Below are 21,881 nucleotides of genomic sequence, written 5' to 3' on the forward strand. Positions count from 1 at the left end.
AAGTCGTAGGCGACGCTGCGGTGTTCGACCTCTTCCGCGCCGTGCCAGCGCAGCAGGTCGACCATGGTGGCGGCGCACCCCACGGCGCCGCCGCCCGCGCCTGCTCCCCTACCTGCTGATCGCCCCGACCGTCCTCGCGCTGGTGCTGGTGCTCGGCTACCCGCTGGTGGACATGGTCGTCCTGGCCTTCCAGGACATGACCCGCGAGCAGCTGTTCAGCGGCGCGGCCCCGCCGTGGGCGGGGCTGGCGCAGTTCCGCCGGGTGCTCGGCGACGGCTTCTTCTGGACGGTGGTGGGGCGCACGGTGCTCTTCACCGCCGTGTGCGTCGTGCTCACCGTGCTCTGCGGGCTGTTCACCGCGCAGCTGATGCACCGGGTCTCGCCGTGGGTGCGCACCACCATCGCCGGGATGCTGGTCACCGCCTGGGCGATGCCCGCGATGGTCGCCGCGTCGATCTTCCGCTGGCTGTTCGACGCCGACTACGGGGTGGTGAACTGGCTGCTGTCCCGGCTGCCGGGGGTCGACCTGGCCCGCCACAACTGGTTCACCGACCCCTGGCAGGGCTTCGCCGTCATCGTCGCCGTCGTGGTGTGGGGCTCGCTGCCGTTCGCCGCGATCACCCTGCGGGCCGCGCTGGCCCAGGTGCCGCCCGAGCTGGAGGAGTCGGCGGTGCTCGACGGGGCCCGGCCGCTGCAGATCCTGCGGCACGTCACCCTGCCGACCATCCGGCCGGTCCTGGTGATGGTCACCACGCTGTCGGCGATCTGGGACTTCGGGGTGTTCAACCAGATCTGGCTGATGCGCGGCGGGCAACCGGAGCGCGAGTACTACCTGCTGGGCGTCTACTCCTTCATCGAGTCCTTCGCCGTCAACCGGTACAGCGTCGGGGCCGCGATCGCGCTGGTGACCGTGGTGCTGCTGCTGGCCGGCTCGGTGGTCCACCTGCGGCAGATGTTCCGGACGGGGGAGATCGAATGAGGCGCCGACGCTCGCTCGGCCACGACCTGCTGGGGCTGCTGGTCGCCGCGCTGATCGGCTTCCCGGTCTACTGGATGGTGCTCACGGCGTTCCGGCCGGCCACCGAGATCCTGCGGCTGCCGCCGGAGTTCTGGCCGGGCCGGCCCACGCTCGACAACTTCGCCCGGGCGCTGAACAGCCCGACCTTCTGGGACAACGTCCGCTCCAGCGTGGTCATCGGGCTCGGCACCGTGGTGCTGTCCCTGCTGGTCGGCGCGCTGGCCGCGTTCGCGCTCGCCCGGTTCCGGTTCGTCGGCCGCAAGGCGTTCGTGGTGGTGATCCTGATCGTCCAGACGGTGCCGCTGACGGCGCTGATCATCCCGCTGTACCTGCTGCTGAACGACGTCGGGATGACCGACAGCCTCACCGGTGTGATCCTCACCTACCTGGTGTTCACGCTGCCCTTCACGGTGTGGATGCTGCGCGGCTTCATCGCGGGCGTGCCCGTCGAGCTCGAAGAGGCCGCGATGATCGACGGCTGCAGCCGTTTCGGCGCGTTCCGCCGGGTGGTGCTGCCGCTGCTCGCCCCCGGCATCGTGGCCACCTCGGTGTTCGCGCTCGTCCAGGCGTGGAACGAGTACGTGCTGGTGTACGTGCTGCTGTCGAGCCCGGACAAGCAGACCGTCAGCATCTGGCTGGTCTCCTTCCAGACCAGCTTCGGCACCGACTACGGCGGCCTGATGGCGGGCGCCACGCTGACCGCGCTGCCCGTGGTGGTGTTCTTCCTCGCCATCCACCGCAGGATCGCCTCCGGCCTCGCCGCCGGGGCGGTCAAGGGCTGACCGGGACGGCGCGAAGCCGCCACCGCGTCCCGGGCCGTACGTGCCCGGGCGCGGGGGCGGGCGGTTTAGGGTGGGGGCTTCGCCCTCTGCCGCAAGGAGTCCGACCGCCGTGTCCGACAGCTTCGCCCACCTGCATGTCCACACCGAGTACTCGATGCTGGACGGGGCCGCGAAGAACGGGAAGCTGTTCGCGGAGGCGGAGAGACAGGGCATGCCCGCCATCGCGATGAGCGACCACGGCAACATGTTCGGCGCGTACGAGTTCTTCCACGCGGCCGCCAAGAGCTCGGTGAAGCCGATCATCGGCATCGAGGCGTACGTCGCCCCGGGCTCGCGGTTCGAGAAGAAGCAGGTGTTCTGGTCGCCCGGCGGACAGCGGCCGACCGGCTCGGACGGCGAGGGCGGCAAGGACGTCTCCGGCGGCGGCCGGTACACCCACATGACCATGTGGGCGCAGAACGCGACCGGCCTGCGCAACCTGTTCAAGCTCTCCTCCCTCGCGTCGATGGAGGGCTACTACATGAAGCCCCGGATGGACCGGGAGCTGATCGCCGCCAACGCCACCGGGATCATCGCTACCACCGGCTGCCCGTCCGGCGAGGTGCAGACCCGGCTGCGGCTGGGCCAGTACGAGGAGGCGGTCAAGGCCGCCGGCGCGTACCAGGACATCTTCGGGAAGGAGAACTACTTCCTCGAACTGATGGACCACGGCCTGTCCATCGAGCAGGACGTCCGCGCCGATCTGCTGCGCCTGGCCAAGCAGTTGAACATCCCGCTGCTGGCCACCAACGACTCGCACTACGTGACCGCCGACCAGGCCGACGCGCACGACAGCCTGCTCTGCGTCGGCGTAGGCAAGAACAAGGACGACCCGAACCGCTTCAAGTTCAACGGCTCCGGCTACTACGTGAAGACCGCCGAGGAGATGCGCGCGCTGTTCAGCGAGCTCCCCGAGGCCTGCGACAACACGCTCGCCATCGCCGAGCGGATCGAGTCGTACCAGGAGGTGTTCACCTACGTCGACCGGATGCCGCAGTTCGACGTGCCCGAGGGCGAGACCCAGGCGTCCTTCCTGCGCAAGAAGATCGCCGCCGGCCTCCAGCACCGCTACGGCGACAACCCCAGCCAGGAGGTGCTGGACCGGGTCGAGCTGGAGATGGGCGTGATCACCCCGATGGGGTTCGACGCCTACTTCCTCGTGGTCGCCGACATCTGCCAGTACGGCCGCGACAACGGCATCCCGGTCGGCCCGGGCCGCGGCTCGGCGGCCGGCTCGATGGTCGCCTACCTCACCGGCATCACTCAGCTCGACCCGCTGGAGCACGACCTGCTGTTCGAGCGCTTCCTCAACCCGGAGCGCATCAACCCGCCGGACGTCGACATCGACTTCGACGACCGCCAGCGCGACCAGATGGTGCGCTACGTCACCGACAAGTACGGCTCCGCGTACACCGCGCAGGTCAACACCTTCGGCACCATCAAGGCCAAGGCCGCCGTCAAGGACGCCAACCGCATCCTCGGCTACCCCTTCGCGATGGGCGACCGGATCACCAAGGCGATGCCGCCGGACGTGATGGGCAAGGGCGTCCCGCTGGCCGACCTGTTCAACGAGAAGCACCCCCGGTACAACGAGGGCACCGAGATCCGCTCGCTGTACGACAACGAGCCGGACGTCAAGAAGATCATCGACACCGGCCTCGGCATCGAGGGCCTGATCCGCGGCACCGGCGTGCACGCGGCCGCGGTGATCCTCTCCTCGACGCCGCTGCTCGACCTGATCCCGCTGCACATGCGGGACAAGGACGGCACCATCATCACCGGCTTCGACTACCCGTCGTGCGAAGCCATGGGCCTGATCAAGATGGACTTCCTGGGTCTGCGGAACCTGGGCATCATCGACCACTGCATCAAGATCGTGAAGGCCAACCGGGGCGTCGAGATCGACATCGACAAGATCCCGATCGACGACCCCACCACCTACCAGCTGCTCGCCCGCGGCGACACCCTCGGCGTCTTCCAGCTCGACGGCGGCCCGATGCGCGCCCTGCTGCGGCTGATGAAGCCCACCGAGTTCGCCGACATCTCCGCCGTCTCCGCGCTGTACCGGCCCGGCCCGATGGGCATGAACTCGCACACCAACTACGCGCTGCGCAAGAACGGCCAGCAGGAGATCGTCCCGATCCACCCGGAGCTGGAGGAACCGCTCAAGGAGGTCCTCGGCCCCACCTACGGCCTGATCGTCTACCAGGAGCAGGTGCAGCGAGCGGCGCAGGTGCTGGCCGGCTACTCGCTCGGCCAGGCCGACCTGCTGCGCCGGGCGATGGGCAAGAAGAAGAAGGAGGTGCTGGAGAAGGAGTTCGTCCCGTTCCACGCGGGCTGCCAGGAACGCGGCTACTCGGACGCCGCCATCCAGGCCGTGTGGGACGTGCTGGTCCCGTTCGCCGGCTACGCCTTCAACAAGTCGCACTCCGCCGCGTACGGCCTGGTGTCGTACCAGACCGCCTACTTGAAGGCGAACTACCCCGCCGAGTACATGGCCGCCCTGCTCACCTCGGTCGCGGACGACAAGGACAAGATGGCGGTCTACCTGGCCGAGTGCCGGGCGATGGGCATCCGGATCCTCTCCCCCGACGTCAACGAGTCCGTCGTCGACTTCACCGCCGTCGGCAGCGACGTCCGGTTCGGCCTGAAGGCGGTGCGCAACGTCGGCGTCCCGGTGATCGAGTCGCTGGTCGCCACCCGGCAGGAGAAGGGCAAGTACACCTCCTTCGCCGACTTCCTCGACAAGGTCGAGCTGGTGGTGTGCAACAAGCGCACCGTCGACTCCCTGATCAAGGCCGGCGCGTTCGACTCGCTCGGCCACACCCGGCTCTCGCTCAGCACCGTCCACGAGAGCGCCATCGACGCCGTCACCGGCGTCAAGAAGCAGCAGGCGATCGGCCAGGACGACCTGTTCGCCATGCTCGGCGGTGACGACACCCCCGCCATCGGGCTCGACTTCACGCTCACCGACCGCGAGTGGCCGCGCAAGCAACTCCTCGGCCTGGAACGGGAGATGCTCGGCCTGTACGTCTCCAGCCACCCGCTGGACGGCGCCGAGCACATCCTCGCCAAGAACCGCGACGTCTCCATCGTCGAACTGCTCGGCTCCGGCCGCACCGAGGGCGAGGTCCGCCTCTCCGGGCTGATCACCGGCGTCGACCGGCGCATCAACAAGGCCGGCAACGCGTGGGCGATCATCACCCTCGCCGACCGCGACGGCTCGATCGAGGTGCTGTTCTTCCCCGCCGCCTACCAGCTGATGTCCGCGCAGATGGTCGAGGACAACGTCATCGCCATCCGCGGCCGCCTCAACGAACGCGACGGCTCGCTCAGCATCTTCGGCCAGGAGATCGCCACCCTCGACATCTCCTCCGCCGAACTCGGCACCAAGCCGCCCGTCCAGATCACCGCGCCCGTCGGACGCCTCACCCCCGACGTGGTCTCCGAGCTCCGCACCACCCTGCTGGCGCACCCCGGCGACGTCCCGATCCGGCTGCTCACCACCGGCTGGGACAAGAACACCCTGTACGAGCTCGGCTTCACGGTGAACCCCGACAACGGCCTCGCCTCCGACATCAAGACCTTCCTCGGACCGCACTGCTGGCAGGGCACCGTGTAGCGGACCCTGACGGCGCATCAGGGCTCGGGCCCCGGGTGCGCTCAGGGTCCGTCCCGGATGGCACCGGGGCGCGCGACGGACAGACTCGATCGGGCAGGGACGAGTACCGACCGAGTCAGGAGTACCGAAGCGTGAACAGCACTGTGCGCAACCGGCGTTGGGCCACTCTCGCGGTGGCGGGGGCGATGGTGTCGGCGGCGGTCGTGGGGGTGGGCGGACCGGCCGTCGCCGCGCCCGCCACCGCGACGCTCACCGCGTCCGCGTCGCCCGGCACCGCGCTGCCGCCGATCGACCGGGACGCCGTCCGGCGGGCGGTGGCCGGGTTCCCGAACGCCGACATCAACGGGGTGCTGGTGCGCGTCGCGGACGACAACGGGCCGTTCGAGACCTCCAGCGGCATCGGCGACCGGGAGACCGGCGAGGCGCCGAACCCGGACGGCCGGTTCCGGATCGGCTCGATCTCCAAGGTGTTCACCGCCACCGTGGTGCTCCAACTGGCCGCCGAACACCGGCTGGACGTGAACGGCACCGTCCAGCAGTACCTGCCCGGCCTGCTGCCCGCCGAACTCCCCCCGATCAAGGTCGGCCAGCTCCTCGACCACACCTCCGGCCTGCCGCACGGCGCCAGCGGCGCCTGGGGCGACGGCACCGCGGCCTGGTTCGTCGACCACCGCCTCGAGAGCTGGACGCCCCAGGAGATCGTCGCCACCCTGGCCGGCCAGCAGATGATCTTCGCGCCGGGCACCGCCCAGCAGTACAACGGCTTCAACACCTTCATCGCCGGCCTGCTGATCGAGAAGATCACCGGGCACTCCTACGCGCACGAGGTCAAGCACCGGATCATCCAGCCGCTGCACCTGCGCGACACGGCCGTCCCGGACCGCGACGACCCCCGGCTGGCCGACCCGGCCGCGCACGCCTACCTGACGGTGCCCGGGCCCGACGGCGTCGGCCGCCCGGTGGACGTCACCGAGCAGAGCCCGTGGCCGTGGGCGGAGGGCGGGCTGATCTCCAGCGCGCCCGACCTGGACCGCTTCATCACCGCGCTGTTCCAGGGGCGGCTGCTGCCCGCCGCGCAGCAGCAGCTGCTGTTCACCGTCCCCGACGTGCACAACGTGGACAACGCGCAGTGCCGGCCGGGGCAGGAGCGGGCCTGCATGAGCATGGGCCTGGTCAGCGCGGAGATCAACGGGGTCACCATCTGGGGCAAGACGGGCTCCCGCCCCGGCTGGACCAGCGGCGTGTTCGCGACCCGGGACCTGAAGCGCAAGATGATCTACTCGTTCAACCCGACGGGCACCCAGGGGGCGGACATGCGGTACGTGCTGCCGCTGGCGGACGCGGTGCTGCCGGCTGTCGGGTAGGGCTGGCGGCGCGTGTTTGAGTGATCGGGTCGGACGCGGGGCCGGCGGGCGCGGGGCTGCGGTTATGGCTCGCGGGTCAGGGCGCGGAAGGATTCCAGGGTTTGCAGTAGGTGGCGGGCGGCCGGGTGGGTGGCGGGGGGTAGGGGGGACAGGAGTTCGGCGACGGGGGTCGGGTGGGGGGCGGCGAGGCGGCGGAGCAGGGGTTCGGCCTGGTGGCGGGTCAGCGGGGTGCGCAGCACGTGGCCGTTGGCGGCGCACAGCAGGACTGGGCCGGCCGGCTCGTACAGGATCCGGGTGCGGGCCCGGAGCGTCGTGGTGTCGGCGAGCGGGCGCGGGGGTTCGGGCGGCGGGACGGGGGACAGGCCGCCGGCGCTCCAGTTGGCGAGGGAGACGGTGGTGGCCCGCTGCCGCGTCCGGTCGGGGTCGCCGTAGGCCTGGAGGAGGCGCAGGGTCTGCGACAGCGCCTCGGGCAGGGCGCCGTCGGTCGGCGGTTCGGACACCGTCAGCGGGGCGGTGGGGGCGGGCAGTCGCAGCAGGGCGGCGTCCGGGTCGACCATCGCGTCGGGGGCGTTGTCGAGCAGCAGGTCGTCGACGTCGTAGGCCGCGCGGTGCTCCTTGCGCGGTACGCCGACGTTGACGCTGGTGGCGGTGGCGCCGTCGACGCTCTCGCCGACGTGGTAGTAGCGCGCGGGCCAGTACAGCAGGTCGCCGGGCTCGGGTTCGGCGGTGAACGAGTCGGCCAGGTGGGCCTGGTAGTCGAGTTTGGTGGACACCGGCTCGGTCCACGGGCGCTCGCGCCAGAACCGCATCCGCTTGCGGCCTTCGAGGGCGAACATGAAGGTGGCGAAGCGGTCCTGGTGGACGCCGACCGGGGTGTGCTCGTAGTTACCGTGGAAGAGCGTGGTGATCGCCCCGGACAGCGGCAGCCCGACGCGTTCCCACAGCGGATCGAAGAACGCCCGCTGGCGCTCCCACTGCGCGGCGTGGAAGGCGTGGAAGGCGTGCACGGTGAGCGCGTACCGGTTCTCCTGCGAGAAGGCCGCCAACTCGGCGTCCAGCCGCCGCCGGTAGCCGTCGAAGGCGCCGTCCTCGGTGCGCGGGAACCAGGCGGCGGGCTCGGTCTGCTGGAAGCGTCCGACGGCGAACTGGGCGGTCGGCGGCATCCGGTAGGGGTCGGGCGCGCGGGTGGCGGTGGTGGCGGCGGCGAAGACCTCGCGCAGCTCGAAGGGCGCGGGGCGGACGGCCTTGATCAACACCGGCCGGCGGTCCCAGTACCGCGCGGTGAACTCGTCCCAGTCCAGCGGGCCCTGGACGACGGCCAGGTCACTGGGGGGTGCGGTCAGATCCGTCATCGGTCCGTCCTCTCGCCGCCGGTCAGGTCGATCGCGCGCAGCCGGTACAGCTTGCGCAGCAGCGCGGTGACGGCGGCGTTGTGCTCGTCCGCGCCGACCGCGCGGCACAGTTCGGCGACCGTCAACTCCCTTCCGGGCCACAGCTGTTCGGCGATGTGTTCGCCGGCGGTGCCGCCGATCGGGAAGGTGTGCCCGTTGACCGCCCAGAGCCGGCGGCCGGGCCCGTCGGGCAGTCGGAGGATCTCGCCCGCCACCCGCAGCCGCTGCCCGGGGGCGAGGGGCAGCTCGGGGCGCGGGTCGGGGACGGGTTCCAGCCCGGCCGCCGACCAGCAGGCCGCCCACCGGGCGCGCAGCGCGGCGGGCAGTTCCGCTCCCCCGACGGCCGCGCGGACGGCCTCGCCGACGGCGAGCACGGGCCCGGCCGGGGCGGTCGGACGGTCGCCGGACGGCGGGTGGGGCAGGTAGGGCACGGTGCCGTCGTATCCCAGGCGGCGCTGGACGTCCTCGGCCAGCAGGTCCTTGACCGCTCCGGTCGCCAGGTGCGGCGCGCGGGGGACGGAGATCCGCAGCGTGGTGCAGCCGTCCCGGTGGTGTTCGCGCGAGCGGGTGCCCTCCGGCCAGTACAGCAGCTCGCCGGCGGTGGCCCGCAGGACGCGGAACTCGCCGTCGGGCTCGGGCAGTTCGGCTTCCAGGGCACCCTCCAGCACCCAGGTCAGCACCGCGTGCGCGGACGGGGCGGCCAGGCCCCGGACCCGGATGAAGGCGTCGCCCTCGGTGAGTTCGGCCTCGACCGGCAGGCACGGCAGGCCCACCCGCTGCCACAGCGCGGCCAGGGTGTCGCGGACCGCCGACCACAACTCCCAGTCGGTGTGCAGGGGTTGGCGCACGCTCAGCAGGAAGCCGGCGTCGGTCCCGCTGCCGGGCGGCTCGGCGCGCAGCCTGGACCGGTAGGCGGCGGGGTCCGGGTCGGCGGGGTCGGGCAGCAGGCGGCCGGGCGCGCCGAGCCAGCCGAGCGGGGTGTGCAGGCGGACCTGCGGCAGGGCCCGGAACACCGTTCCGGCGCGGAACGGCTCGCAGGCGGCGACGATCACCCGGTGCAGCCGCGCGGCGTCGGCCGGGGCGGCCGCCGGGAGCACGGCGGGTTCCTTGCCCCAGACGCGGGCGAGGAGTTCGGTCCAGTCGGTCGCGTTCACGCCTGTCCCCCTTCGTGCTCGGGCCCGGGCGCGGGGAACTTCCGCGCCAGGAAGGCCGCGTAGTCGGCGAGCGGGCCGAGGCCGACGGCCGCGCGGCGCTCGTCCACCCGGTCCTCGTCCTCGATCGGGCAGGGCCGCAGGGCACCGTCCTCGGCCCGTTCGAACTTCGTGCCGTACAGCTGCGGGCGGCCCTCGGCGTGGCGCAGCGCGTCGGCGAGGTAGGCGGCGTCGCGGCGGTGCATGTCGCCGCGCTCGGCGGCGGCCTCGATCAGGGCCAGGCAGGCGCGCGGGAACGCGAGGTCGCCGGTGTGGTGCTGGAGCAACGCGTTGGCGGCCGAGGCGGCCTCCTCCCCGACCAGCCGGTGGCCGGGCCAACCGTGCTCGGCGACGACGCCGCGCAGCCAGCCGATCCCGGCCCTGGTCAGCCGTTCGAGCTTCGCCTCCAGCCCGACGTCGACGAACCCACCGGCGGCCCAGGGCACACGCAGCGCGGCATCGGCGCGGCCCAGGCGCAGCAGACGGTCCCGAATCTCGGCGGGCGGACGGGGGGCTGCTGCGGGTTCGTGGAGTTCGGCGGGTGGGGGAGGCGGTGGCTCGTTCAGGGGGGTGATGTGGAGGCGCAGGGTCGTTTTGTCCCAGGTGTAGGTGATGCGGCGGGCGGCGGTCGGCCAGGTGAAGGAGGCGGTGCCCTCGTGGGGGCCGCGCAGGTCGATCCGGGTGGCGTGGGTGGGGTCGTGCTGGTCGCCCGGTTGGAGGTCTCCGTAGACGTGCTCGACGGCGTCGCGGAGGGCGATGCCGAGTCCGGCGAGGTCGAGTTTGCCGCCTTCGCGGACGGTGGCGACGGGCGGCCGGGGGCGGTCGCCCCACTGTGGGGCGTCGGCGGGGGCGGGGTGCGGCTCCCGGTCGGGCGGCGTTCGGAGGGCGAGCAGGGGGCCGCCGTCGGCGGTACGGAAGAAGTAGGGGACGTCGCCCCGCTCGATCTGTTCCAACTCGCTGTCGGTGAACGGCACTTCACCACCGACGAGATACTCCGCGGTCGGGCGGGCGATCACCCGCAGCACATGCTCGGCGGCGCGTTCCGCGAGGAACGCGGCGATTCGGGCGCGGTGGCGGCACATCAGCGTCCAGGCGTCGAACATGCCGCGCAGCATGGCCGGCAGGTAGGGGCCATAGCCGGTGCGGCCCTCGGTGTCGCCGACCACGGTGCGGGTCGTGGTCCGGGTGAGCGAGGCGGTTCGCCGTTCCAGCCGCAGCGAGCCGTCCGGGCGGGGGCGCCAGCAGGTCGCGGGGCCGTCGAGTTCGCACCAGCGGGCGACGTTCTCCAGGCCGGCGTGGTGGTGCGTGGAGACGGCGGGGTCGAACAGCAGCCCGGTCTCGTGCAGGCGCTTGAGGTCGCCGAAGTAGGACTCCAGGTCGACGGGGAACGGCAGTGGCTCGTCGTCCTGCGGGCGCCGGCCGATCAGCACGTTGCCGTCGATCAGGTCGGTGATCCCGAACGCGAACGCGGCGGCCGCCAGCGACCCGACGCGGTGCCAGTAGCGGTCCGCCGTCCCGGGGTCGAGGACGGCGCCGTGCAGGCGCCACCGGCCGTCGGCACGCAGGACGCCCCACGCGTCCGGCGGTTCGATCCACTCCTGCCAGGAGTAGCCCGTCCGGTCCGGGCCGCTGCCCGGCAGGCTCCGCAGGGTCGGCAGCCGGACCGGGCCGGCCGCCGGGGGCAGTGCGTTGAGCAGGGCGAACACCGAGCCTTCGGTGGCCAGGAACAGCTGCTCGCCGGTCGCCGGGCGCGGCTTGTAGGCGAGCCGGGTGCCGTCGGCGAACTCGACGCGCAGTACCCGCCGGCCGCCGTTGTGCGTCTCCTCGCCGTTCGCCCACAGGTCGGTGACGGGGTGTCCGGGCCGGTCGCGGGCCAGCCGTCGCAGGAACAGCGCCAGGAAGTCCAGGTACTGCCGCACCCGCCGGTCGGCGACGGCGGCGGCGCGCTCGGGCGGCCCGTCGACGCAGGCCTCCAGCACCTCGGTGAGCAGCGGCCCGAACAGGTCCGCGTGCTCCGGCCGCAGCAGCCGCGGATCGACCGTCCCGGCCTCGACGCCCGCCGACCAGTCCTCGATCCGCCGCAGCACCTCGTGCAGCGGCGCGAACCGGACGTCGGCCAGTGCCCGCTCCAGGGCCCGCGCGTCGGACGGGCCGCCCAGCGGGCGTTCGACGGCGAGCGTGCCGTCCGGCCCGGGCACGGCCACCGGCGGGAACGCCCGGCCCGCCCGGCCTTCGGCCAGTGCCGTCAGCAACCGCCGTGTGGCGGGCGGGAGTTCGGGGGCGGGGGTGGTGTCGCCGCGGTCGCGCAGTTCCATTCGGCTCCTGGTCGGGTGGTCGATGCACGACGCCGCGCGGCCGGCCGACCGGGCCGGCGCCGCGCGGCGTCGTGGTGCTGCGTCGCGCCCGGGCCTAGAAGTCGGGGCTGCAGTAGATGCGCACGCAGGTCGGCCAGACCGAGGCCTGCGCCTGCTCGGGAAGGCCCTGCTCCAGGTCGCCGACGACCAGGTCGAACGCCTCGTCGGTGAGGGTGTCGCCGGTCGGCGCCTGCACGGTCAAAGTCTCCATCGATGGTCCCCTGTCGGTAGAAGTGGCACGGCGACTGCCGGACGCCGCCGGATGCGGCGTCCGACCTGGTGCGGGGGTGTTTCGAGAGGGCGAATTCGGCGACGGCTACTGCAGCACGCAGTAGAGGTGCCAGCCGCAGGTCGTGGCACTCGGCGCGTGCTCCGGAGCGGACTGCTCCAGGTCACCGACCACCAGGTCGAACGCCTCGTCGGTGACGAGGGTGTCGCACTGCGGCGCTTGCAGGGTAGGAGCTTCCATGAAGAGTCCTCCTGACAAGGGGCTCGGCGGGCCACCGCGACCTCGGGTGACCGAATCTGCCATGGTCGCGCTCATGACACGACCGCCAGCAAGTGTTGCCCAGCATGACAAGTTCGTCAACACAACTTCCCCACCAGTACACGGACTTCGGGCGGCGGGGCGGGGAAGCGGGCCGGTGCCCGAAGCGGGGTCAGCGCCCCGGGGCGAGCGGCTCCCCCTTCTCGAACCGCAGGATCTGCTCGCGCAGCACGCGCTTGGCGCGCGGCAGGAAGGCGCTGCTGGGCCCGCCGACGTGCGGGGTGATCAGCACACCGGGGGCGTGCCAGAGCGGGTGGTCGGCGGGCAGCGGCTCCGGGTCGGTCACGTCCAGCGCCGCCCGCAGCCGCCCCGCGGACAGCTCCGCCAGCAGCGCCGCCGTGTCGACCACCGGCCCCCGGGCGACGTTGACGAGCAGCGCGCCGTCCTTCAGCCGGGACAGGAACCCGGCGTCGACCAGGTGGTGGCTCTCCGGGGTCAGCGGCGTCAGCAGCACCACGACGTCCACGGTCGGCAGCAGCTGCGCCAACTCGCCCACCCCGTGCACCCCTTCGTCCGGGCGGGCGCGCCTGGCGACCTTGACGACCTCGCATTCGAACGGCTCCAGCCGGGCGGCCAGCGCCCGTCCGATCGAGCCGTGGCCGAGGATGAGCACCCGCCGGTCGGCCAGCGACTGGTGGAACTCCTGGCTCCAGCTCCCCTGCTCCTGGAGCCGGACGAAGCGCGGCACGCCCCGCAGCGAGGCGAGGATCAGCGTCACCGCCAGCTCCGCCGTGCTGGCGTCGTGCAGCCCGCGCGCGTTGCACGCCACCACGCCGGCCGGCACGTGCGGCAGCACGTCGTCCATGCCGGCCGTGAGCGTCTGCACCACCCGCAGCGACGGCAGGTGCGCGATCACCGGCAGCGCGGCGGCGTGCCGCAGGTACGGCAGGCAGAAGAACTCGACTTCCCGCAGCGCCTCGTCCGAGGGCGCCGGCCCGTCCCCGTCCCACACCAGGGCGTCGAGACCGTCGGGCAGGCCGCCGATCACCTCGGGGGCGTACGGAAGCAGATAGCGGGCGCTCATGCCCCCGACCCTAACCACCCCGCCGCCCCGGACCCCGCGCGGGGCGTTCAGTGAGCGAGGCGGAGCACCAGGGTCGAGGCGGCGGCGGTCGCGCCCGTCGGGGTGCCGCAGCCGGTGCTGGTGGTGGTGCCCACGGCCTCGACGGTGTCGTCGGCGAAGCGGGCGCTGTTGGCGGAGACCCGGCCGCCGGCGACCAGCGAGGCGGTGCCGTTCACCTTCCGGACGGCGGTCCGGTCGAAGTCGATGGTGGACATGGTGGTGTCGTTCCAGTGCACGATCGCGGTGGAGCCGTCATCGAGTTCCTCGCCCGTGCAGTCCGTGGCCGGTCGGCTGACCGTCCGCGTGAACGTCCCGGAGGCCGCCGGCGCCCCGGCCCGGTCCACGCAGGTCACGGTGCCGGTGATGGCCAGCGTGTCGCCCACCGGGAGGTCGACGCCTCCCGGGCCGACGGCATCGGCGAAGGCGCCGCGGCCGTTGAGGACGCACGTGGCGTCGGTGGTCGGCGCGGCGGCGCCGGCCCGCGCGGAGGCGTCGGCGATCAGCGGCACCAGCGCGAGCAGCGGAGCGGCACCCAGCAGGGTGCCACGGACGGCGGTCGTCATGGGGTGGGTGTGCTCCCGTGGTCTCGTCGGCGGATGCATGGAGCTCGGCGGAACAACGACCCCTGACCGACGGGGTTACGAAACGTTCCACCACCGGAGTGAACGCCCGCCCACGAACCCCGAGACCGCCCGCCCGGATCGGGGCGGGCGGGCGGTTTGGGTGGTGGGGGGTGTTACTTCCGGTCGGCCGTGTGGGCGGTGTTGGCGTCCTGGATCTTGCGCCAGGACTTGGGTTCCGCCGGCGGCCGGTCGTCGCCGCGGTCCGCGGCGGCGGTGCTGTGGGGGCCCGGGCCGACGGCGGGCTTGGCGGGGGTGAAGAGCCAGGTGTTCAGCAGGTCGCCGAGCTGCTTGCCGGAGATCCGCTCCGCGTAGGCCCGGAAGTCGGCGATGGTGGCGTTGCCGTAGCGGTGCTCGGTGGGCCAGCCCTTGAGGATCCGGAAGAACGCCTCGTCGCCGACGGTGTTGCGGAGCGCCTGGATGGCGACCGCGCCGCGCTCGTAGACCGCGTCGGCGAACTGGTTCTCGTCGCCCGGGTCGCCCGGCTTGACGCTCCAGAACGGGTCGTCGGCCGGGTAGGAGGCGTAGATGTAGTCGGCCAGTTCCTGCGCGGTGCCCTCGTTCTCGTGCTCGGACCAGAGGAACTGCGCGTACTCGGCGAAGCCCTCGTTCAGCCAGATGTCGCTCCAGCGGGAGAGCGAGACGCTGTCGCCGTACCACTGGTGGGCCAGCTCGTGCACGACGACCGACACGTTCGATCCCCGCGCGAACATGCCGGGCCCGTAGAACACCCGGGTCTGGGTCTCCAGCGCGCCGCTGGCCCGGACGTTCGGCACGATGCCGCCGGCCGAGCTGAACGGGTACGGGCCGAGGAAGCCGCTCAGCCAGTCCACCAGTTCGCCGGTGCGCTCGACGCTCGCCCGGGCCGCGCCCGCGTTCTCCCCGAGGTCCTTGGCGTAGGCGTTGTACACCGGCAGCCCACCGGGCGTGGTGTCCCGGCTGATGTCGAACTTGCCGATCGCCAGGGTCGCCAGGTAGGTGGCCTGCGGCTTGTCCTCGCGCCAGCTGTAACGCGTCCAACCCGCCTGCGAGAAGGCGCCGGTGAGCAGCCCGTTGCTGACCACCTGGGTGCCCTCGGGGACGAGCACCGACACGTCGAAGGTCGCCTTGTCGCTGGGGTGGTCGTTGCTCGGGAACCACCAGGCCGCCGACACCGGCTCGCCGGCCACCACCGCGCCGTCCGCGGTGCGGCGCCAGGCCGTGTAGCCGCCGTACTTCTCGACCGTCGACGGCACGTCCTTGTAGCGCACCACGACGGTGGCCTGCGTCCCCTTGGCCAGCGGCCGCTCCGGGGTGATCTCCAGCTCCTGGTCGCCGCTGGTCGCGAAGGTCGCGAGCCGCCCGTTGACCCGGACCTCGGAGACCTTCAGGGCGAAGTCGAGGTTGAACCGCGAGAGGTTCTCGGTGGCCGTGGCCAGGATGGTCGTGGTGCCCTCCAACTCGTCGGTGGCGGGCTGGTATTTCAGTCGGATGTCGTAGTGCGAGACCTGGTACCCGCCGTTGCCGAACGTCGGGTAGTACGGGTCACCCACACCGTCCGCGCCCGGCTGGAAGCCGGAGGCCGAGGCGGGGACGGCCAGGAACAGGCTCAGGGCACTGGCGGCGGAGACGATCAACCTCTTGCGCACGTGGTCCTCCAGGGATCACCGGAACGATCGGGTCGCATCGATCCCTGTCCCGGCAACCACCGACCCACTCCCCGTTCGTGAGAACTTCATAAAAACCGACCACAGCGACACTCCGACCCGACATCCCGTCAACTCCCATGAACAGCAACGCAGTTCGGGATGTGCGGCCCGGCCGCCCGGCGGGCAATCGGGCCCGCGCCGGTTCGCCACCCGTAGCCGTGGGTAGGCGACTGCGCACTGAACGTGGGCAACAGGAGGGATTCGGCATGAGCGGTCGGTCGGCAGGGGCCACGGAGGACGGCGGGGCGGCCGGGTACGAGGAGGCCGATGTCATCTTCCACGGCGGGGAGATCGTGACGGCCGCCGCCGACTCCCGGGAGTCCGACCCGCGGCCCGAGGCGGTGGCGGTGAAGGACGGTGTCATCGTCCATGTCGGCGGCCTCCGGGAGGCGGTCGACCGCTGGCAGGGGCCGCGGACGCGGGTGCGCGACCTCGCGGGGCGCGCGCTGCTGCCCGGGTTCATCGACGCGCACGGCCACCTGGGCGGGATCGGGTTGCAGGCCACCCTCGCCAATCTGCTGGCCGCTCCGGACGGGGACGTCACCGACCTCGCCTCGCTCCAGGACAGGCTGCGCGCCTGGGCCCGGACGCCGGTGGGCGAGGAGTCCGAGTGGATCATCGGGTTCGGCTACGACGACGCGATGCTCGCCGAGGGCCGCCACCCCACCCGCGAGGACCTCGACGCGGTGTCCACCACGAAGCCGGTGCTGGCGATCCACCAGTCCTTCCACCTCGGCGCGGTGAACACCCTCGGCCTGCGGGAGCTGGGCTTCACCAGGGCCACCGCGGACCCGGACGGCGGCGTCATCCGCCGCCTGACCGACCCCTTCATCAGGCCGTTCGGCGAGCCCAACGGCGTGCTGGAGGAGACCGCCTTCACCCCGGCGTCCGAAAAGGCCACCGCCGGCCTGCCGTTGACCGCGCTGGCCGCGCTCTTCGGCAAGGGCGCCGCCTCGGCCGCGAGCTTCGGCTTCACGACCGTCCAGGAGGGCGGCGCCACGCTGAAGAACCTGAAGGCCCTGCGGGACACCGCCGCGCAGACGCCGTTCCGGATCGACGTCGTCGCCTACGCGCGGGCCGACGAGGCGACGGCCTCCCCGGAGCCGGACCCGGTCGGCGCGAGCCGGGAGTACCGGCACGGGGTGCGGGCGGCCGGCGTGAAGCTGTTCCTGGACGGTTCCCCGCAGGGCCGCACCGCCTGGCTCACCCGGCCCTACCAGGAACGGCCGGAGGGCACGCCCGAGGGCTACCGCGGCTACCCGACCGTCGAGGACCCCAAGGTCGTGCTCGACCAGGTGCGCACCGCGTACGCCAGGGGCTGGCAGGTGCTGGCGCACGTCAACGGGGACGCCGCGATCGACCAGTTCGTGACGGCGGTCGAGGAAGCCGCCGAGGAGGCCGGCCCCGGCGACCGGCGGACGGTGGCGATCCACGCCCAGACCGCCCGCGAGGACCAGATCGACACCTTCGCCCGCCTCGGCGTCATCCCGTCCTTCTTCTCCATGCACACCTACTACTGGGGCGACTGGTACCGGAAGACCGTCCTCGGCGAGGAGCGGGCCGCCACCATCTCCCCCGCCCGCTGGGCCGTCGACCGGCAGATGGTCTACACCTCGCACCACGACGCCCCGGTGGCCCTGCCCAACTCGATCGCCGTGCTCTCCAGCCAGGTCACCCGCCGCACCCGCACCGACGGCGTCGTCCTCGGCCCCGAGCAGTGCGTGTCGGCCCTCGACGCCGTCAAGTCCATCACCATCCACGCCGCCCACCAGTACTTCGAGCAGGACCGCAAGGGCAGCATCGAGGTCGGCAAGCTCGCCGACCTGGTCGTCCTCTCCGCGAGCCCGCTCACCGTCCCGCCGGAGGAGATCAAGGACATCAGGGTCGTCGAGACCGTCAAGCAGGGGGCCACCGTCCACCCCGCCACCGACGCGAACGCCGGCGGCAGCCCCGACGCCGGGCTCGGCCTGCCCGCCGACTACCAGTGGCACGGCTGCTGCTGACGGCAGGTCAACGGCGGCCGGTCAGCGACGGCCGGTCGGCGGTGACGGGTCGGCGGCGGCCGGTCAGCGGGTGAGGACGTGGCCGTCGTCGGGGCGGTGGTCGCGGGAGCGGCGCAGGTCGGTGGTGACGTAGGTGCGTTGCAGCCAGCGGTCCGCCCCGTCGTAGCGGGTCCGGAAGGCGGTGCGGCCGTGGACGGTGACGCGGTTGTCGAGGACGACCAGGTCGCCGGGGGCCAGGCGCAGCGTGCGGGCGGTCGCCTCGCAGGCGCGGCCGAACGCGGCCAGCGCGGCGGCGGCCCGAGGGGTGAGCGGCGTGGTGACGAGCTGCGCCATCCGGATGTCGGGGTCCTCGGCCGCGCCGGACAGTACCGGCCCGGGCGCGGGTTCGGCCCCGCCCGCGTCGGGGGCGAAGGAGGGCGGCGGGGCGGTGCGGAACTCCGGCGCGAACAGGGCCTCCCGGTCGGCCGGGGTGAGCAGCGGCAGCGCCTGGCGGATGCCCGCGACGCGCATGCCGGCCACCCCGTCGTGGTCGGCGCGCAGGCACAGGAAGACCACGTAGTCGGGCGGGTGGGGGTGGAAGCCGTTCTCGCTGTGGAACGACAGCGGGGCCGACCCGGCGTTGCCGTGGAAGGACTCCTGCCCGGGCACCGGGACGACGTCCTGCACGAGGGCGCCGGACTTCTCGGCCCGGTAGGCGAGCGGCTCGCCGAGCCCGCAGGCCACCATGGCGAGCAGCGCGGCCGGGACGGTGGCCCGGCGCTGCACCGAGCCGGGGACGGCCGGGGTCGGGGGCAGTGTCGTCGGGTCGACGGGCAGGCCGCCGATCACCAGGGTGCCGTGCGGGCCGGAGTGCCGGCGGAAGCGCCGCAGCGCGCGGCGCAGCGGCAGGGGGAGTTCGTCCCAGGCGTCCCTGGCGCGGTTCAGCCACTCGGGGGTGTCGACCAGTTCGGCGCCGTCGGCGCTGTCGGCGCTGTCGGCGCTGTCGGCGCACAGGGTGCACAGGGTGCGGGCCAGTTGCTCGCAGGCGCGGGCGTCGGCGGGGTCGAGGTGCCGGTCGGCGGCGGTGGCGGTGGCGGTGGCAGCGGTGGCGGTGGGTCGTTCGGGGCCGGGCGTCGTCTCGGTCATGGGTCTCCCACCAAGGAGGGGCGCGGGTTCAGGGGTGGCGCAGGCCGGCCACGGCGTCGGCGACGTAGTGGTCGCCGAACCGGATCAGCGGGGCGTACTGGGCGGCGCGGCGGTGGCGCATGAGCCGCAGTTCGGCGACGGCGTTGTCGGGGCCCTCGGGCCGTTGGGCGATGGAGCGGCGCAGGTGGACCAGCGAGTAGGCGAGGGTGACGTGCCGTTCGGCGTCCACGATGTCGGCTTCCAGCAGGGCGCCGCGTGCGTCGGCCAACTCCGGTGAGCGGGCGGCCAGTTGCTCGTAGGTGTCGGGCAGTGCCGCCAGCAGGTCCTTCATCGCGGCCCGGAACAGCTTGTAGCCGCGGTGCTGGCGCCCGCTGAGCGGGATGTCCGTCGACGGCGGCGCCATGGTCCGGCGGACCTCCGCCAGGTAGTGGCCGGTCGGGATCGCACCGGCGTGGTTCATCGCCGCGGGGAAGCCGCGTACGTACGTCGTCGCGTCCGCCAGCCGGGCCAGTGCGGCGTCGGTGTCTCCGCGGCGCAGATGGCAGGTGGTGTCGGCCACGGCGACGGCGGCGCAGATGTTGAACAGGACGTGGACCTGGTGCCCGATCAGCCAGCGGGCGCTCCACACGCTCTCCGGCGACGGCACCGGGCCGGACGCGGGCACGGCCGCCGGCGGGGCGGGCTCGGGACCGGTGCCGGGCGCCGTGCCGGTGAGGTCGAGCACGGCCTGCCGCATCCCGGCCGTCTCCAGCGCCAGATCGGCGCCCGACAGAGGCGCCTCGCACAGGTCCGCCAGGCCGCGCTGGATCACCAGCGCGCCGTGCAGGGCGGCCTGCTGGTCCGACAACTCCACCTCGCGGACCCGGAAGTACCACTGGCTGGTCGACTCCGCCGGCACGTCCTCCCCGACCACGGCCGGGGCCGGCGCGGCCAGCACGGCCACCAACTCCCCTGCCGCAGCAGCGATGTGCCGCAGCTCGGCACTGCGCTCGACGGGCCCGGCATGGGTCGCCGACTCGGCCAGCAGGCGCGCGGTCCGCCGCGCCTCGGCCTCGACCTCGGGCCCCAGCGCCGGCGCGGGCCGCCAGCCCCGGGGTTCACGGAAGACAGCGACGGCAGGGTGGTCGGCAAGCGGAGACATGCCCATGGTGGACATGGTTCGCCAGAAAACCGCCGCCGGAAACCTCGCGCTGCGGCCATTTCCTTGCCTGGCACGGGAGTTGACCGATTCAGGCCGAACGGCCCGGTTCCCTCCCGGCGGTCGTCGGGAGGGAACCGGGCACCGGGCTCACACCGTACTGGCGATCCAGCCGACGGTCTCGGTGGTGTGGCGGCCGTCGGACAGCGCCCGGCCCGAACCGACGAGTTCGTTGATGCGGATCTTGAACCCGGTGGTGGTGACGTCGGCGATCCGCAGGCCCGGGGTGTCGGGGCCGTTGAACGTCTGGACGAACGGCACGACGATCACGCTCGCGTCGCTCGGGAACGGCGTCGGGAAGGTGACCTGGGTGAACGTCGACGTGTTCCCCCCGCCCAACTCCGTGGGCTGGGTGGAACTCAGCTGCAGCCGACCGGTCTGGATCATGCTCATGGCTCTGACCTCTCGTCTCGCCCGCCACCCACCGCGCCTCACGAACGACCGCGCGGCCGGCAGCACCGGCGAATTGCCTCCTCGTGAGGCAACCCGCCAAGACGGTGCCCGCGCCGACCGGCGTTTAGCGCCGGAGTCGCCTCTTCGAGGTATCCGCTGCCCAGCCCCTTGCCAACGCGGCCCGGGGATCCGAACCGCCTCCCAGACCTGACACAGCGTCAACTATGCTCGCGATCAAGGACTTTATCGCTGACACGTGCCGTCACCGAAGCCGTCGCCGCGCGTCACGTGCGGCTCGACGGCATCGACGGCGCGCAGCCACCAGCCCTCGATCCGGTCCCGCACCGTCAGGCGGATCGCGGTCCACCGGAACCACCACGGCAGCCGCCGGAGCGGGACGAAGGTCAGCGCGTCCCTGATCGCCGTGTCCGCCACCCCTCCGAGTCCTTCCGCCCGCAGCCGTGCGTACATGCCGGGGGTCAGGCGGCCCGAAGTCCGGGCGAGGTCGCCGGCTGCCACGCAGGCCGACTGCCGGACCTCGAACCGGTCGGCTCCGAGTGCACGCTCGACCCGCGCCGCGACCGCCTCGAAGTCGTCGCTCGCGAGGACCAGCTCGATCACCTCGGCACCGGCATCGGGGTCGCCCCGGTCGAGGGCGGCATCGACTGCGGCGAGCCGACGGTCGATCCCGCCCGGCGCGCCCTCCCGTTTCCCTGTCATCGAAACCCGCCTGCTCCTTCACTCGGGGTGGACCGTGCGGTGCCCGGCCCGGCCGCGCGGGGCCGCCACCAGCGCCGATGGCATCGTCCTAGGATCGAGGGATGAACGGAACCACGCCGCCCTCCCGAGCGCCCATACCGACGTCGACGCCGCGCACCCGCTGGGAGGAGGCGGGCAACAGCGGCAACTTCGGCAAGCGGTTCGCCGAACTGATCGCCGCCGGCGAGGACGTCGACGGCGAGGCCCGGCTCGCCGACACGCTCCTGCCGCGCCGCGCCCGGGTGCTCGACGCCGGTGCCGGCATGGGCCGGGTCTCCGCCGCGCTGCTGGCGCGGGGGCACCAGGTGGTCGCGATCGAGCCCGACGAGGCCCTGGTCCGGCAGGCCCGGGAGACCTACCCCGGGCTGCCGATCGAGGAACGCGACATCCTCGCCCTGACCCCCGGCGACGGCCCGTTCGACCTGGTCGTGTGCGTGGGCAACGTCATGGTCTACCTGGCCGACGGCACCGAGCGCGCGGCCCTGCGCGCGATGCGCGAGGTGCTCGGCGAGAACGGCCGGATCCTGGTCGGCTTCCACCTCCAGGACGCCCCGCCGCACGCCCGCCCCTACAGCGCGGCGGAGTTCGAGGCGGACCTGACCGCCGCCGGCCTGCGCGTCGACCTGCGGGCCGGCAGCTACCAACTGCACCCCGCGAACGACGCGTACAGCGTCTGGGTCCTCAGCCGCGCCGCCCAGGACTGACGCCCGGACACCGCCGCACGC

At 72.8% G+C, this 21,881-nt stretch carries 18 protein-coding genes and 1 pseudogene; 6 read left to right on the top strand and 13 right to left on the bottom strand.

What is annotated here, in order from left to right; translation table 11 throughout:
- Positions 1-80 (bottom strand): annotated as a pseudogene (locus ACWEMJ_RS21365) (metal-dependent hydrolase); the annotation flags it as partial.
- A gap of 116 nt (positions 81-196) precedes the next feature.
- On the opposite strand from ACWEMJ_RS21365, the gene ACWEMJ_RS21370 reads away from it, so the two are divergent.
- The 4 genes from ACWEMJ_RS21370 to ACWEMJ_RS21385 all read left to right on the top strand — a co-directional run bounded on the left by ACWEMJ_RS21370 (position 197) and on the right by ACWEMJ_RS21385 (position 6,825).
- Positions 197-979: a carbohydrate ABC transporter permease gene (locus ACWEMJ_RS21370; RefSeq protein ID WP_452138705.1), complete on the top strand. Its 783-nt coding sequence runs from the start codon at positions 197-199 to the stop codon at positions 977-979.
- Positions 976-1,800 carry a carbohydrate ABC transporter permease gene (locus ACWEMJ_RS21375; protein ID WP_452138662.1) on the top strand — a complete coding sequence of 275 codons (825 nt, stop codon included), beginning with the start codon at positions 976-978 and terminating at the stop codon, positions 1,798-1,800. Before ACWEMJ_RS21370 ends, ACWEMJ_RS21375 begins: the two co-directional genes overlap by 4 nt.
- A 109-nt stretch (positions 1,801-1,909) precedes the next feature.
- Positions 1,910-5,461, top strand: a complete 3,552-nt coding sequence (gene dnaE, locus ACWEMJ_RS21380; RefSeq protein WP_452138663.1) for a DNA polymerase III subunit alpha — start codon at positions 1,910-1,912, stop codon at positions 5,459-5,461.
- A gap of 131 nt (positions 5,462-5,592) precedes the next feature.
- Positions 5,593-6,825 (top strand): serine hydrolase domain-containing protein, encoded by a 1,233-nt coding sequence (locus ACWEMJ_RS21385; protein ID WP_452138664.1) that lies wholly within the window; start codon positions 5,593-5,595, stop codon positions 6,823-6,825.
- Between the two features lie 62 nt (positions 6,826-6,887).
- On the opposite strand, the gene ACWEMJ_RS21390 is transcribed toward ACWEMJ_RS21385, so the two are convergent.
- The 8 genes from ACWEMJ_RS21390 to ACWEMJ_RS21425 all read right to left on the bottom strand — a co-directional run bounded on the left by ACWEMJ_RS21390 (position 6,888) and on the right by ACWEMJ_RS21425 (position 15,618).
- Complete coding sequence (locus tag ACWEMJ_RS21390; protein WP_452138665.1) at positions 6,888-8,177, bottom strand: JmjC domain-containing protein; 1,290 nt, start codon at positions 8,175-8,177, stop codon at positions 6,888-6,890.
- Positions 8,174-9,370 carry a hypothetical protein gene (locus tag ACWEMJ_RS21395; RefSeq protein WP_452138666.1) on the bottom strand — a complete coding sequence of 399 codons (1,197 nt, stop codon included), beginning with the start codon at positions 9,368-9,370 and terminating at the stop codon, positions 8,174-8,176. Before ACWEMJ_RS21395 ends, ACWEMJ_RS21390 begins: the two co-directional genes overlap by 4 nt.
- Positions 9,367-11,721: a DUF4135 domain-containing protein gene (locus tag ACWEMJ_RS21400; protein ID WP_452138667.1), complete on the bottom strand. Its 2,355-nt coding sequence runs from the start codon at positions 11,719-11,721 to the stop codon at positions 9,367-9,369. The genes ACWEMJ_RS21395 and ACWEMJ_RS21400 overlap by 4 nt, the downstream gene beginning before the upstream one ends.
- Before the next feature lie 94 nt (positions 11,722-11,815).
- The gene (locus ACWEMJ_RS21405) at positions 11,816-11,971 is read right to left on the bottom strand and encodes a hypothetical protein (RefSeq protein ID WP_452138668.1); all 156 of its coding nucleotides are present in this window, start codon (positions 11,969-11,971) and stop codon (positions 11,816-11,818) included.
- A gap of 105 nt (positions 11,972-12,076) precedes the next feature.
- On the bottom strand, positions 12,077-12,229 hold the full coding sequence (locus ACWEMJ_RS21410; RefSeq protein WP_452138669.1) for a hypothetical protein: 153 nt from the start codon (positions 12,227-12,229) through the stop codon (positions 12,077-12,079).
- Between the two features lie 190 nt (positions 12,230-12,419).
- Complete coding sequence (locus ACWEMJ_RS21415) at positions 12,420-13,331, bottom strand: 2-hydroxyacid dehydrogenase (protein WP_452138670.1); 912 nt, start codon at positions 13,329-13,331, stop codon at positions 12,420-12,422.
- Positions 13,332-13,378: 47 nt separating this feature from the next.
- A complete protein-coding gene (locus tag ACWEMJ_RS21420) occupies positions 13,379-13,933 on the bottom strand; it encodes a hypothetical protein (RefSeq protein WP_452138671.1) in 555 nt (184 codons plus the stop codon).
- Positions 13,934-14,106: 173 nt separating this feature from the next.
- Positions 14,107-15,618 (bottom strand): M1 family metallopeptidase, encoded by a 1,512-nt coding sequence (locus ACWEMJ_RS21425; protein ID WP_452138672.1) that lies wholly within the window; start codon positions 15,616-15,618, stop codon positions 14,107-14,109.
- Positions 15,619-15,884: 266 nt separating this feature from the next.
- Here ACWEMJ_RS21425 and ACWEMJ_RS21430 point away from each other — a divergent pair, with 266 nt between their 5' ends.
- The gene (locus ACWEMJ_RS21430; protein WP_452138673.1) at positions 15,885-17,681 is read left to right on the top strand and encodes an amidohydrolase; all 1,797 of its coding nucleotides are present in this window, start codon (positions 15,885-15,887) and stop codon (positions 17,679-17,681) included.
- 63 nt (positions 17,682-17,744) lie between these two features.
- Here ACWEMJ_RS21430 and ACWEMJ_RS21435 read toward each other — a convergent pair whose 3' ends face one another.
- The 4 genes from ACWEMJ_RS21435 to ACWEMJ_RS21450 form a co-directional block, all read right to left on the bottom strand.
- Positions 17,745-18,806 carry a TauD/TfdA family dioxygenase gene (locus ACWEMJ_RS21435; protein ID WP_452138674.1) on the bottom strand — a complete coding sequence of 354 codons (1,062 nt, stop codon included), beginning with the start codon at positions 18,804-18,806 and terminating at the stop codon, positions 17,745-17,747.
- A gap of 28 nt (positions 18,807-18,834) precedes the next feature.
- A complete protein-coding gene (locus tag ACWEMJ_RS21440) occupies positions 18,835-19,947 on the bottom strand; it encodes a hypothetical protein (protein ID WP_452138675.1) in 1,113 nt (370 codons plus the stop codon).
- Between the two features lie 147 nt (positions 19,948-20,094).
- Positions 20,095-20,397: a hypothetical protein gene (locus tag ACWEMJ_RS21445; protein WP_452138676.1), complete on the bottom strand. Its 303-nt coding sequence runs from the start codon at positions 20,395-20,397 to the stop codon at positions 20,095-20,097.
- Between the two features lie 243 nt (positions 20,398-20,640).
- Positions 20,641-21,117, bottom strand: a complete 477-nt coding sequence (locus tag ACWEMJ_RS21450) for a hypothetical protein (protein WP_452138677.1) — start codon at positions 21,115-21,117, stop codon at positions 20,641-20,643.
- A gap of 101 nt (positions 21,118-21,218) precedes the next feature.
- On the opposite strand from ACWEMJ_RS21450, the gene ACWEMJ_RS21455 reads away from it, so the two are divergent.
- Positions 21,219-21,860 carry a class I SAM-dependent methyltransferase gene (locus tag ACWEMJ_RS21455; protein WP_452138678.1) on the top strand — a complete coding sequence of 214 codons (642 nt, stop codon included), beginning with the start codon at positions 21,219-21,221 and terminating at the stop codon, positions 21,858-21,860.
- Positions 21,861-21,881 lie beyond the last annotated feature (21 nt).

It is taken from the genome of Kitasatospora sp. NPDC004531 (assembly GCF_053602195.1).

Bases quoted from the DNA above. Each gene is read 5' to 3' on its own strand.
- ACWEMJ_RS21450 (WP_452138677.1), bottom strand. From the start codon at position 21,117: ATGACAGGGAAACGGGAGGGCGCGCCGGGCGGGATCGACCGTCGGCTC.
- ACWEMJ_RS21430 (WP_452138673.1), top strand. From the start codon at position 15,885: ATGAGCGGTCGGTCGGCAGGGGCCACGGAGGACGGCGGGGCGGCCGGG.
- ACWEMJ_RS21390 (WP_452138665.1), bottom strand. From the start codon at position 8,177: ATGACGGATCTGACCGCACCCCCCAGTGACCTGGCCGTCGTCCAGGGC.
- ACWEMJ_RS21410 (WP_452138669.1), bottom strand. From the start codon at position 12,229: ATGGAAGCTCCTACCCTGCAAGCGCCGCAGTGCGACACCCTCGTCACC.
- ACWEMJ_RS21405 (WP_452138668.1), bottom strand. From the start codon at position 11,971: ATGGAGACTTTGACCGTGCAGGCGCCGACCGGCGACACCCTCACCGAC.
- ACWEMJ_RS21420 (WP_452138671.1), bottom strand. From the start codon at position 13,933: ATGACGACCGCCGTCCGTGGCACCCTGCTGGGTGCCGCTCCGCTGCTC.
- ACWEMJ_RS21435 (WP_452138674.1), bottom strand. From the start codon at position 18,806: ATGACCGAGACGACGCCCGGCCCCGAACGACCCACCGCCACCGCTGCC.
- ACWEMJ_RS21440 (WP_452138675.1), bottom strand. From the start codon at position 19,947: ATGTCTCCGCTTGCCGACCACCCTGCCGTCGCTGTCTTCCGTGAACCC.
- ACWEMJ_RS21370 (WP_452138705.1), top strand. From the start codon at position 197: ATGACCCGCGAGCAGCTGTTCAGCGGCGCGGCCCCGCCGTGGGCGGGG.
- ACWEMJ_RS21375 (WP_452138662.1), top strand. From the start codon at position 976: ATGAGGCGCCGACGCTCGCTCGGCCACGACCTGCTGGGGCTGCTGGTC.
- ACWEMJ_RS21400 (WP_452138667.1), bottom strand. From the start codon at position 11,721: ATGGAACTGCGCGACCGCGGCGACACCACCCCCGCCCCCGAACTCCCG.
- ACWEMJ_RS21445 (WP_452138676.1), bottom strand. From the start codon at position 20,397: ATGAGCATGATCCAGACCGGTCGGCTGCAGCTGAGTTCCACCCAGCCC.
- ACWEMJ_RS21415 (WP_452138670.1), bottom strand. From the start codon at position 13,331: ATGAGCGCCCGCTATCTGCTTCCGTACGCCCCCGAGGTGATCGGCGGC.
- ACWEMJ_RS21455 (WP_452138678.1), top strand. From the start codon at position 21,219: ATGAACGGAACCACGCCGCCCTCCCGAGCGCCCATACCGACGTCGACG.